This is a genomic window from Sutterella sp. (genome assembly GCF_052272535.1).
Classification (GTDB): domain Bacteria; phylum Pseudomonadota; class Gammaproteobacteria; order Burkholderiales; family Burkholderiaceae_F; genus Sutterella.
The window spans coordinates 1-12,741 of the sequence record NZ_DAVZJY010000048.1; the positions used below are offsets into that span (position 1 = coordinate 1).

The window sequence follows — 12,741 nt, forward strand, 5'->3', positions numbered from 1 at the left end:
GAGGCGCGTGCGGCCCGACGGGGTTCTTCACCCCGCTTCACCCTCCGTCCCGTTTAGGGCCGGCGAGTGAAGCGGGGCGAGATCACTCGATCAGCCCACCCACTTGCGGGCGTTCTGGAAGAGGCGCATCCAGCCCGAGGCGTCCGTCCATTCAGCCGGATGCCACGAGAGTTCGCAGGCGCGGTGGCTGCGCTCGGGGTGCGGCATCATGATCGTAAAGCGGCCGTCGTCGGTCGTGAACGAGGTGAGGCCGCCTTCCGAACCGTTCGGGTTGGCCGGGTAGGTCGCGGCGGGTTCACCGCGGCCGTTGACGAAGCGCGCGGCGGCGTGAGCGAGGAGCGCGTCCTCGGGCTTGAGGAACTCCACGCGGCCTTCGCCGTGGGAGACCACGATCGGGAGCACCGAGCCGGCCATCCCTGCGAAGAGGATGGACGGGCTCTCAAGCACCTCGACGGCCGCCAGGCGCGCCTCGAACTGCTCGGAGCGGTTGCGCAGGAACTCGGGCCAGTGCGCCGCGCCCGGGATGAGGCCGCGCAGGCGGCTCATCATCTGGCAGCCGTTGCACACGCCGAGGCCGAAGGTGTCCGGACGGCTGAAGAAGGCGGAGAACTCCTCGACCAACTTGTCGTTGTTGAGGATCGTCTTCGCCCAGCCGCCGCCGGCGCCCAGCACGTCGCCGTAGGAGAAGCCGCCGCAGGCGGCGAGCCCCTTGAAGCCCGAGAGGTCGATGCGACCCGAGAGAAGGTCCGTCATGTGCACGTCCCAGGCCTCAAAGCCCGCGCGCGTGAAGGCCGCGGCCATTTCGGTCTGCGAGTTGACGCCCTCTTCGCGCAGGATCGCGATCTTCGGGCGAACGCCCGTATTGATCATCGGCGCGGCGACGTCCTCATCCACGTTGAAGGTCGTCTTCGCGAAGACGCCGCGGTCGGATTCGTCCATGATGGCGGCGAACTCCTGGTCGGCGCATTCGGGATTGTCGCGGCCGCGGGCGATCTGGTGCGAGACCTCCGCCCAGGCGCTCTGGAGTTCGGCGCGCGGGAAGGCCGCGAGCACCTCGCCCTTCACCGTGACCTGCAGCTCGTCGGCCTCGATCAGTTCGCCCACGAAGTGGCAGCAGTCGGAGAGCCCGAAGGCGCGCATCTGCGCGGCTACTTCGTCCACGCGGTCCGCCGGGACCTGGATGAGGGCGCCCAACTCCTCGTTGAAGAGCGTGTTGAGGACCGTGGCGCCCTTCGCCTCGAGGAGCGAATCGAGCGCGAGGCGCACGCCGATGCGGGAGGCGAAGTTCATCTCGGCCGCGGCGGCGAAGAGGCCGCCGTCGGAGCGGTCGTGGTAGGCCCAGGCGCAGCCGGCGAGCTCGAGCTTGCGCAGCGCCTCGATGAAGCGGCCGAGAAGCGCGGGATCCTCGCAGTCCGGAGCCTCGTCGCCGAAGCGCTGGGCGGTCTGCGCGAGGATGGAGCCGCCCATGCGGTTCCTGCCGCGCCCGAGGTCCACGAGGACGAGGACGGAGTCGCCCAGGTGCTTCGTGCGCTTGAGTTCGGGGGTGAGCGTGAGGGCGACGTTCGTCACCGGAGCGGCCGCGGAGACGATGAGCGAAACCGGGCTCATCACAGTCTTCTTTTCGCCCGCCTCCGTCCAGCTCGTGCGCATCGAGAGCGAGTCCTTGCCGACCGGGATCGAGATGCCGAGCCCGATGCAGAAGCGGCTCGCAGCTTCGACCGCGTCGAAGAGCTTCGCGTCCTCGCCTTCGGCGCCGCAGGCGGCCATCCAGTTGGCCGAGAGCTTCACGCGCGGCAGTTCGATGTCCGCGGCGGCGAGGTTCGTGAGCGCCTCGCCGATCGCCATGCGGCTCGCGGCGGCGGAGTTGATCACCGCGACCGGCGTGCGTTCGCCGACCGCCATCGCTTCGCCGCGCATCGTCTCAAAGCCGAGCGTCGTCACGGCGCAGTCGGCGACCGGGACCTGCCAGGGGCCGATCATCTGGTCGCGGGCGACGAGGCCGCCCACCGAGCGGTCGCCGATGGTGATGAGGAAGGACTTGCTCGCGACGGCCGGGTGGCGGATCACGTCGTAGGCGGCCTTCTCGAGCTCGATGCCTTCTTCGGCGAAGGGCGTGAGGAGCTTTTCGGCGTGCTTGACGTTGCGGTGCATGCGGGGCGCCTTGCCGAGGAGGACCTCCATGGGCATGTTCACGGCGTCGGTTTCACCCGGGCGTTCGACCACGAGGTCGGCCTTCTCGGTGATGCGGCCGAGCACGGCGTACGGGCAGCGCTCGCGGCGGCAGAAGGCGTCGAAGCGATCGAGACCGGCCGGGTCGAGCGCGATCACGTAGCGCTCCTGCGACTCGTTGCACCAGACTTCGAGCGGCGACATGCCCGTCTCCTCGACGGGAACCTTCGAGAGGTCGAAGCGCGCGCCCTTGCCCGAGAGGTCGGCGAGTTCGGGCATGGCGTTCGAGAGGCCGCCGGCGCCCACATCGTGGATCGCGAGGATCGGGTTCGCCTCGCCCATCGCCCAGCAGCGGTCGATCACTTCCTGCGCACGGCGCTCCATTTCGGGGTTGCCGCGCTGCACGCTGTCGAAGTCGAGCGCTTCGGAGTTGGCGCCCGTGTTCATCGAGCTCGCAGCGCCGCCGCCGAGGCCGATGCGCATGCCCGGGCCGCCGAGGACGATCAGCAGGCTGCCCGCCGGGGGAACGAGCTTCTTCGTCTGGTCGTCGCGGATGCTGCCGATGCCGCCCGCAAGCATGATGGGCTTGTGGTAGCCGTAGCGCACGCCGCCGACGTTGGCTTCAAACGTGCGGAAGTAGCCGAGCAGGTTCGGACGGCCGAATTCGTTGTTGAAGGCGGCGCCGCCGAGCGGGCCCTCGGTCATGATCGAGAGCGGCGTGGCGATGCGGCCCGGAGCGCCGTAGGCCTTCGCCGAGGCTTCGCCCGTCGCGCAGTCGCCGTCGTTCTCCCAGGTCTGCGGGGCGTCGGTCAAGTGAAGCGCCGAAGTCGTGAAGCCCGTGAGGCCGGCCTTCGGGCGGGCGCCGCGGCCCGTCGCCCCTTCGTCGCGGATTTCACCGCCCGAGCCGGTCGAGGCGCCCGGGAAGGGAGAAATCGCGGTCGGGTGGTTGTGCGTCTCAACCTTGAAGACGGTGTGCACGCGCTCGGTGCGGCGCTCGAAGGTCGAACCGAAGACGTCCGTTTCGCCCGGACGGGGATAGAGGCGCACGACGTCGCGCCCCTCGAAGATCGCCGCGTTGTCGGCGTAGGCCGTGATCGTGCCGAGGGGCTGCGCCTTGTGGGTGTCGCGGATCATGCCGAAGAGCGTCTCTTCGCGGTCCTTGCCGTCGATCGTCCACTTGGCGTTGAAGATCTTGTGGCGGCAGTGCTCGGAGTTGGCCTGCGCGAACATCATGAGCTCGACGTCGGTCGGGTCGCGCTGGAGCTTCCCGAAGGCGTCGGCGAGGTAGGCCACTTCGTCCTCGGAGAGCGCGAGGCCCATCGAGAGGTTCGCGTCCTCAAGGGCCTTGACGCCCTCCTTCATCAGCGGCACGGTCGCCATGGGCTTGCCCGCGAGGTCGGTGAAGAGGTTTTCGCGCGGATAGTCCACCGGCACGACCGATTCGGTCATGCGGTCGTGCAGCAACGCGAGGAGCGCCGCGCGCTTCTCGTCCGTGAGCTCCGTCCCGGCGGTGAGCCCGATCGTGAAGAGCGTGCCGCGCTCAACGCGGAGCACTTCCGCGATGCCGCAGTTGCGCACGATGTCCGTCGCCTTGGAGGCCCAGGGCGAGATGGTGCCGAGGCGGGGCACCACGAGCGCGAGGAGCGAGGGCTCGACCGCCTTGTCCGGGGCCGGGCCGTAGTTGAGGAGCGCTTCGAGGCGCTTCGAGGCCTCTTCGCCGAGAGCCGCCGAGGCATGCACGAAATGAATGAAGCGGCTCGAAACCGCTTCAACGGAGGGCTCTACGCCTCGCAGTGCGCGCAGAAGACGCTCTTCACGGAAGTCGGAGAGCGCACGGGGGCCTTCAAGATCAAAAACGATGCCGGCGAGTGAAGCCATAGCTGCTGATTCCTCGAGGGGTGGGAAAACTTCGAGGCGCCTCAACCGGAATCGGCCGGGCGCCGAAAAAAAAAGGTTAGCCCCTGATTATAAGGGGGCGGCGGGCGGCGCCCCGCGCGAGGAGGCGGCCTTCATGAGAACGATGCCCGCGACGATCATCAGCGCCGCGGCGGCGAGCAGGAGCCAGGACATGGCGCATCTCCTTTTGTGCGTGAAGTCCAGGCCGTCCCGGAGAAGCATTCCGGCGCGCATCCCGTGCCGGCGAGGTCGTCCTCGGGCGCGATTGTATCCGCCCGGCAGTCCGTTGTTCGGAATCCGGGCGGCGCAGCTCCAGCTCCTGGTGCCGGGACCTCAGGACAACGCTCCACATGCGGGTAGCCGCAACAACTTTCCACTTTTTGCGAGTCGATTCCCGTTTTTTCCACTTTTTGCGAGTCCGCATCCATAAAATGCGAGCCACCTCCTCTCTTTTTCACTTTTTTGCGAGTCCTCATGCCTCTCTGCGGTTATGCACGCCTTGTCGAGCTGCTGGGCCTTCCCGTCCCGCCTCCTCGATTCCAGGTGGAGTCCTCTCACGCCGTCAACCGCAGGGTTCTGCGCGGCGACAGGCTCCTCGTCCCGGTCAGAGCAGCACCCGAAGGCTCGTCGCTCCTCGATCACATTCTTTTTGCGCTCAAGAACGAAGGCGTCAACCTCGCCGTTCTTTCGGGGGCGCTGCCGCACGTAGAGTCAGACGACCTTCAACAAAGAATCGATGCCGCTCCAATGTCCACGGCACTCAGGAAGGCGGCGTTTCTTTGGGAATACTTCACCCACGGAAGTCTTCGTCTGAAGCGGCCGCCGAAGACTTTCATTCCGCTTTTTGATCCGGAGCGTTACATCACGGGCCGCTCTATGCGGAACGAAAAGTGGCGGATCAACGTCAACGGCATCGGAAGTCTTGCATACTGTCCTACTGTTGAAAAAACCGAACTTATCAACCAATACTTGGCAACCGATCTCCTCAAGCGGACGAACCTCTGGTTCGCCTCCATCGGCGCCATTGCCGCGGACCGCGCTCTTGACTGGGCTTATTTGAATGAGACACGAGGAACATACGAACTAGAGCGCGAACCTCTTTCAGAAGACCGTTCAAGACGATTTGTTCAACTTCTTCAACACGCCGATGACGAACAAATTCTGTCCGAAAACTATCTTTGCGAATTACAAAATCAGGTAGTTTCGTCGATATTCAATCACGCCTACTCCTGGAGAACGGAGCAGAACTGGCTGAGCAAACAGAGCGGAAGAAATGCGCTTTCCGTCACCTATGTCCCGCCCTCTCCGGACGATCTGGGCAGCCTGATGCACGACTATCTTGCGATGGTGAACAGTTGGGAGGACGACCTGGATCCCTTGGTCGGCGCCGCAGTTGCAGCCTTCGGATTTGTCTATCTTCGCCCCTTCATGGACGGCAACGGGCGCCTGAGCCGTTTTTTGATTCACCGGCAGCTTGCCCGGTCCGGTCGATTGGCGCACGGACTGCTGCTTCCGATTTCTATCGCCATGAAGGCCTCAGAAGAAGAGTACCTCGCCGCGCTCACCGCTTTTTCGGCTCAGGCCCGCCGGCTCTGGGACGTCACCTACTGCGGCGGCGAGCCTCCGTACGACTTCCATTTCAAAGGGACGTCGAACCTCTACCGCTACTGGGACGCGACCAGACAGGTGGAGTTCACCTTCCGGATGGCCGAGCGCGCGCTCACCGTCCACCTTCGCGAAGAGATCGAGTACCTCAGACTCTTCGACGAGGTCTGCCGGCGGGTCGAAGCGCACTTCGACCTCCGCCAGAACCATCTCTTCACGTTGGTGAATGCTGCGCTTGAGCGCAATGGAAGGCTTTCGAAGTCGATCCGCAGGCGCTTCGCCGACAAAGTCGAAGGCGCCGCGCTCGACTTTGTCGAATCCGTCACCCGGGAGGTGCTTGAAGAGGCGGCGGAAGAAGCCGGAGAGGCCGCGGCGGCGCCCTGACAAATCAAACGGCCGCCCGCAGGACTTCCTGCAGACGGCCGTTTGAGCCGTGTCCGGAGAGCTTGCGTCACCTTGGAGGAGAGACGCAAGCCCCGCGGATTCAGCGCCAGAGAGGCGCGGCCTCGCCGCGCTTCTCCTCGAGCCACCGGTTCACCGCCTCGGCGCACTGCCGGCCCTCGGCGACGGCGTTCACGACGAGCGACTGACCGCTGCGGCCGTCGCCCGCGGCGAAGACGCCCTCGCAGGCGGTGCGCCAGGCCTGCAGCCCCTCGACGGGGGTCTCGAGGCTCCCGCGCCGGTCGGTCGTGAGGCCGAGCGTATGGACGAGCGTGTGGGTCGGGTGGGCGTAGCCCATGGCGATCAGCACGACGTCCGCGGGAATCGTCTTCCCGGTTCCCTTGACGGGCGTGATCCGTCTCCCCGGGCCCCACTTCACCTCGACGGTCTCCACGGCCTCGAGCTTCGTCTTCCCCTTGAAGGCGGTGGTGCTCGTCGAGAAGAGCCGCACGCAGCCCTCCTCCTGCGAGGTGGAGGTGCGCTTGATGCGGCGCCAGTCGGGCCACTCGCGCATCAGGTCGGCGACTTCGGGGAGTTCGTGGTGGTAATCGAGCTGCGTCACCGACTTGGCGCCGAGGCGGTTCGCCGTGCCGATGCAGTCGCTTGCCGTCTCGCCGCCGCCGATCACCACGACGTTCTTCCCGCGCACGTTGATCGGGTTGGTGCCACCGCCCGCATTGGCGCGGTTCTGGCGATGAGAAAGTCGAGCGCGAAGTGGATTCCGGGGAGCTCGCGCCCCGGGAGCGGCAGGTCGCGGGGCACTTCGGCGCCGACGGCGAGCACCAGGGCGTCGTTCTCCGCGAGGAGCTTCTTCACGGGAACGGTCTCGCCCGACCAGTCGTGAACGCCCTTTTCGAGCTCGGAGCCGCCCTCGCCCGCGACGCGGGTCGAGAGGACGAAGCGCACGCCCTCGCGCACGAGCTGATCCAGACGGCGGTCAAGCACCTCCTTGGAGAGCTTGAAGTCGGGGATGCCGTAGCGGAGCAGTCCGCCCGCCTTGTCCATCTTTTCGTAGACCGTAACCGTGTGGCCCGCGCGCGCGAGCTGCTGCGCGCAGGCGAGGCCCGCCGGGCCCGACCCCACGACCGCCACCCGGCAGCCGGTCTTCTCCGCTGCGAGCACCGGATGCACGAGGCCGTGCTCGAAGGCGTGTTCGGCGACCTTGCGCTCCACGGACTTGATGCCGACCGCCTTGCGGTGGAGCCCCAGGGTGCAGCCTTCCTCGCAGAGCGCCGGGCAGATGCGGCCCGTGATCTCGGGGAAGTTGTTCGTGTCGGCGAGCACGTTCCAGGCGCGCTCGTAGTCGCCGTCCGTCACGTACTGCTGAAAGTCGGGCATCACGTTGTGCAGCGGGCACGCGTGCTGGCAGAACGGAATGCCGCAGTCCATGCAGCGCGCGGCCTGACGGTACGCCTCGTCGTCGCTCAGCGTCTCAATGAACTCGTTGAAGTGCTTCAGGCGGATGACGACCGGTTCGTGCTTCGGCTCGATGCGGTCGAATTCGAGAAATCCTCTGTCCAGACCCATTTCAGTTCTCCTCCTCGGCGAGGTTCTCCAGTGCGCTGCGGTATTCGGCCGGGAAGACCTTGGTGAATTTGTTGAGCGAGGCCGTCCAGTCGGTGAGGACTGCGGCGGCGGCGGGGCTGCCCGTCAGGGCTTCGTGGCGCGTGAGGAGGTCCTTGAGGATCTCCTCGTCGGCGCGGCCCATGTGTCGCGGCTCGAGTTCGCCCTGCTCCGCGGCGGACGTAACCCGCGAGAGCGTGAACTTGCCCTTGCTCATGCGGCTCGCGAGCGTGCCCTCCGGATCCCAGACGTAGGCGATGCCGCCCGACATGCCCGCGGCGAAGTTGCGCCCGGTGCGCCCGAGCACCACCACCGTGCCGCCCGTCATGTATTCGCAGCCGTGGTCGCCGCAGCCTTCAACGACCGCCGAAGCGCCGGAATTCCTCACCGCAAAGCGTTCACCCGCGACGCCCGAGAGGAACACTTCGCCCGAGGTGGCGCCGTAGAGGCAGGCGTTGCCCGCGATCACGTTTTCATTCGGCGCCCCGTCGAAGAGCGGGCTCTTCTTCACGGCGATGGAGCCCCCGGAGAGCCCCTTGCCCACGTAGTCGTTTGCGCCCCCCGTGAGGCGAAGCGCAAAGCCTTCGCCGAGGAACGCGCCGAAGCTCTGCCCGGCGATGCCCGAGAGTTCGAACGTGATGAAGCCCGCATCGAGGGCGCGCGTCTTCTCCTGCGCGGCGACGCCCGAGAGGAGCGCACCCACCGAGCGGTCGGTGTTGCCGACCGTGGTCTCGATGAGGAGGGACTTGCCCGAGGCGAGCGCTTCGCGCAGATCCGGGAGGTACTTCATGTCGAAGGCCTTCTCGAGATCGTGCTCCTGCGGTTCACACGAGAAGAGCGGCGTCTGGTCGGGGCTCTCCACCCGGTGGAGGATGCGCTCGAGCGAGAGGCTCTTCGCCTTTTCGCCCTGCGCCTTCTCGGACTTCATCAGGAGTTCGGTGTGGCCGATCAGGTTCTCGAACTTCCTCACGCCCAATTCCGCCATGATCTCGCGCACTTCACGCGCGACGAAGTGAAAGTAGTTCTCAACGTGCTCGGGGCGGCCGACGAACTGCCGGCGCAGCGCCGGATCCTGCGTGGCGATGCCCGCCGGGCACGTGTTCTTCTGGCACTTCCTCATCATGAGGCAGCCCATGGCGACCAAGGGCGAGGTGCCGAAGCCGAATTCATCGGCGCCGAGAATGGCGCCCACCACGACGTCGCGGCCGGTCTTGATCTGCCCGTCCACCTGGAGCCGCACGCGCCCGCGGAGGTCGTTCATCACGAGCGTCTGCTCGACGTCGGCCAAGCCGATCTCCCAGGCCGAACCCGCATGCTTGACGGAGTTTGCGGGCGCGGCGCCCGTACCACCGTCGTGGCCCGAGACCACGATGTGGTCGGCCTTGCACTTCGCGACGCCCGCCGCGACCGTGCCGATGCCGACCTGGGCGACGAGCTTCACGCCCACGCCCGCGCGGACGTTCGCGTACTTGAGGTCAAGGATCAGCTGCGCGAGGTCCTCGATCGAGTAGATGTCGTGGTGGGGCGGGGGCGACACGAGGCCGATGCCCGGGAGCGAGTGGCGCAGCATGCCGATGTACTTCGAGACCTTGTGGCCCGGGAGCTGGCCGCCTTCGCCCGGCTTCGCGCCCTGCGCCATCTTGATCTGGATGAGGTCGGCGTTGGCTAGGTAGTCCGTCGTGACGCCGAAGCGGCCCGATGCGACCTGGCGGGTCTTCGAGCGCAGGCTGTCGCCCGCGCGCAGCGGGTAGTCCACCTCGACGTCCTCGCCCATCACGGCCTTCAGGGTCGTCGCCTTCGCGACAACGCCGTTGCGCCGCGGATCCTCGCCGCCTTCGCCGGAATTGCTCATCGCGCCCATGCGGTTCATGGCGACCGCCATCGTGACGTGGGCCTCCGTCGAAATGGCGCCCATCGACATCGCCGCGGTAGCGAAGCGCCGGATGATCGACTCCTCGCTCTCGACTTCGTCGAGGGGCACGGGTTCGCCCTGGCGGAATTCAAAGAGCCCGCGGATCGTCATCAGACGCCGGCTCTGGTCGTTGATCAGGCGGGCGTACTTCGCGTACTCGTCCCAGCTCTTCTCGCGCACGGCGCGCTGCAGGTGCACGACCGCCTCGGGCGTCCAGAGGTGGCCCTCCCCGCCCTCGCGGTACATGTAGACGCCCCCGGCGGGGAGCGTCGGCTTCTTCGCCTTCAGGTCCTCGAAGGCACGGCGGTGGATCGCCACCGCCTCGCCCATGACCTCGAAGAGCCCGAGGCCCTCGATCGGGCTCGGCGTGTTGGTGAAGTACTTGTCGACGAACGTCTGCTTGAGGCCGATCGCCTCGAAGATCTGCGCGCCGATGTAGGACATGTAGGTCGAGATGCCCATGCGCGCCATGATCTTGTAGAGACCCTTGTCGATCGCGTGGACGTAGTTCTCGAGGTACTTCACGCGCTCCTCCTCGGTTTTGCCGAGCTCGGCGACGAGCTTGAGCGCGAGGTAGGGGTGCACGGCCTCGGCACCGAAGCCGCCGAGGGTTGCGAAGTCGTGGACCGAGCGCGCGGAGCCCGTCTCCACGACGAGGCCCGTGCTCGTGCGCAGCCCGTGCTCGACCAAGCACTGGTGCACGGTCGAGGTGGCGAGAAGCGCCGGGATCGCGACGCGGTCGCGGGCGACGCGGCGGTCCGTGAGGATGAGGATGTTGATGCCGCCCTTCACCGCGTCGATCGCCGCGGCGCGGATGCTCGCCAGGCGCGCCTCGACGCCGTCGCGCCCCCAGGAGAGCGGATAGGTGATGTCGATCTCCTTCGAGTGGAACTTGTCGTCCGTGAAACGGCTGATCGAGCGGATGCGCTCCATCTGCGCGCTCGTGAGGACGGGCTGCTCGACCTCAAGACGCACGGGCGGGTTGATCGCCATGATGTCGAGGAGATCCGGGCGCGGGCCGATGAAGCTGATGAGCGAGGTCACCATCTCCTCGCGGATCGGGTCGATCGGGGGGTTCGTCACCTGCGCGAAGAGCTGCCGGAAGTAGTCGTAGAGCATCTGCGGACGCTCGGAGAGGCAGGCCAAGGGGGCGTCGTTGCCCATCGACATCACCGGGTCCTGGCCCTGGAAGGCCATGGCCTTCAGAATGCGCTGCAGGTCTTCGCGGCTGTAGCCGAAGACGCGCATGAGCTCGTTGGGCGTGAGGCTGTGCTTCACCGCCTCGGGCGTCTCGCGGATGTCGTCGATGCGGATGCGGATCTTGTCGATCCACTCCTGATAGGGGTGCTGGGTGGCGAGCGCGGTCTTGAGCTCCTCGTTCTCGATGATGCGGCCCTGCTCCATGTCGATCAAGAGAATGCGGCCGGGCTCGAGCCTCCAGCGGCGGCGGATGCGGGATTCGTCGATCTTCACGGCGCCCGATTCCGAAGCCATCACGACGAGGTCGTCCTTCGTCTCGAGGTAGCGCGCCGGACGCAGGCCGTTGCGGTCGAGAATGGCGCCCACCTGGCGGCCGTTCGTGAAGGCGACCGCGGCCGGGCCGTCCCAGGGCTCCATCATCGCTGCGTTGTACTCGTAGAGCGCACGCAGCTTCGGATCCATCGTCGTGTTCTTCTCCCACGCCTCGGGGATGAGCATCATCGCGGCCTGCGCGAGCGGGTAGCCGCCCATCGTGAGGAACTCAAAGGCGTTGTCGAAGCTCGCCGAGTCGGACTGCCCCTGGAAGATGAGGGGCCAGACCTTGTCGAGGTCCTTGCCGAGAACGGGCGAGGAGATGTGCTTTTCGCGCGCGAGGATCCAGTTGAAGTTGCCGCGCAGCGTGTTGATTTCGCCGTTGTGGGCGATCATGCGGAAGGGGTGCGCGAGCTGCCACTGCGGGAAGGTGTTCGTGGAGAAGCGCTGGTGGATCATCGCGACCGCGGACGTGCAGCGCGCGTCCTGAAGGTCACGGTAGTAGACGCCCACCTGCGAGGCGAGGAGCTGCCCCTTGTAGACGACGGTCCTCGCCGAACACGAGCAGATGTAGAACTCCTTGCAGTGCTTGAGCCTGAGGTTTGCGATGGCGATGGAGCTGCGCTTGCGGATGATGTAGAGCTTCCTCTCCAGGGCGTCCGTGACGAGCACGTCCGGGCTGTGGCCGATGAAGATCTGCCGTATCACCGGCTCCTTCTCGCGCACGACGGGCGACATCGGCATGTCGCGGTCGGTCGGGACGTCGCGCCAGCCGAGGATCACCTGGCCCTCGGCGAGGACGGCGCGTTCGATCTCCTCCTGGCACGCATGGCGCGAGGCCTCCTCGCGCGGGAGAAACACCATCCCGACGCCGTATTCGCCGGCGGGCGGAAGCTTCACGCCGTGGCTCATCATGTCGTCGCGGTAGAGCTGGTCGGGGATCTGAATCAGGATGCCCGCACCGTCGCCCTGAAGGGGGTCCGCGCCCACTGCGCCGCGGTGGCGCAGGTTCTTGAGCACCTCGAGCGCCTGGCTCACGATGCTGTGGCTCTTCACGCCCTTGATGTGCGCGATGAAGCCGACGCCGCAGGCGTCGTGCTCATATTCGCTGCGGTACAAGCCGCCGGAATTCGTCATGTTCTTCTCACCTGGAGCGCAGACGCGAAGCGCGCGGCCGAAGCGAGCCGGCTCTTCTCAGGGGAGGAGCCGGCGTGTGCGGCGGACGCGGGGTCGCCTGATGCGCCCACATGCGTGTCCGCTCCTCCCGGAGGGCCTTCCTTGCCGTCCCCTTCCGAGGGGGGAGCGGCCGGGGCCGGAATGATTTCGGCCGGGCTGGCGGACGGTTTTTCTTGATGCTCGCCTGCGGGGTTGGGGCCGGGAGCACGGGGCGGCCCTCCGCCGAAGGATCACGCTGGGAGGACGGCGCGGGTCCGTCGTGGTCTGCGCGTGCCTCAAACGGGGGCATGACTTAAGCATGCTTGATGCGCCGGCTCGTCAATTGGGGTTGCCGCGGGTAGAACGGCGGGCCCCTCTTGATCGAAGTCAGAAGTCCGCAAATCGGGAGTTTGCACCCTTAAGCAGAACGCCCTAGAGCCCGCGGTGCGCGGGAGCATACGTGTGAAAAAGCGCGCGCCCCGCGGATT

3 protein-coding genes and 1 pseudogene are annotated in these 12,741 nt (G+C 66.6%); 1 reads left to right on the forward strand and 3 read right to left on the reverse strand.

All coding sequences use genetic code 11. The features are described from left to right. Window positions 1–90 precede the first annotated feature (90 nt). Window positions 91–4,047, reverse strand: a complete 3,957-nt coding sequence (gene purL / locus ACT6Y9_RS04100) for a phosphoribosylformylglycinamidine synthase (RefSeq protein WP_443743595.1) — start codon at window positions 4,045–4,047, stop codon at window positions 91–93. 492 nt (window positions 4,048–4,539) lie between these two features. On the opposite strand from purL, the gene ACT6Y9_RS04105 reads away from it, so the two are divergent. Beyond that, on the forward strand, window positions 4,540–6,054 hold the full coding sequence (locus ACT6Y9_RS04105) for a Fic family protein (RefSeq protein WP_443743596.1): 1,515 nt from the start codon (window positions 4,540–4,542) through the stop codon (window positions 6,052–6,054). 100 nt (window positions 6,055–6,154) lie between these two features. On the opposite strand, the pseudogene ACT6Y9_RS04110 reads toward ACT6Y9_RS04105, so the two are convergent. Then, a pseudogene (locus tag ACT6Y9_RS04110) lies at window positions 6,155–7,638 on the reverse strand (glutamate synthase subunit beta). 1 nt (window position 7,639) lies between these two features. After that, window positions 7,640–12,235 (reverse strand): glutamate synthase-related protein, encoded by a 4,596-nt coding sequence (locus ACT6Y9_RS04115; RefSeq protein ID WP_443743597.1) that lies wholly within the window; start codon window positions 12,233–12,235, stop codon window positions 7,640–7,642. Window positions 12,236–12,741 lie beyond the last annotated feature (506 nt).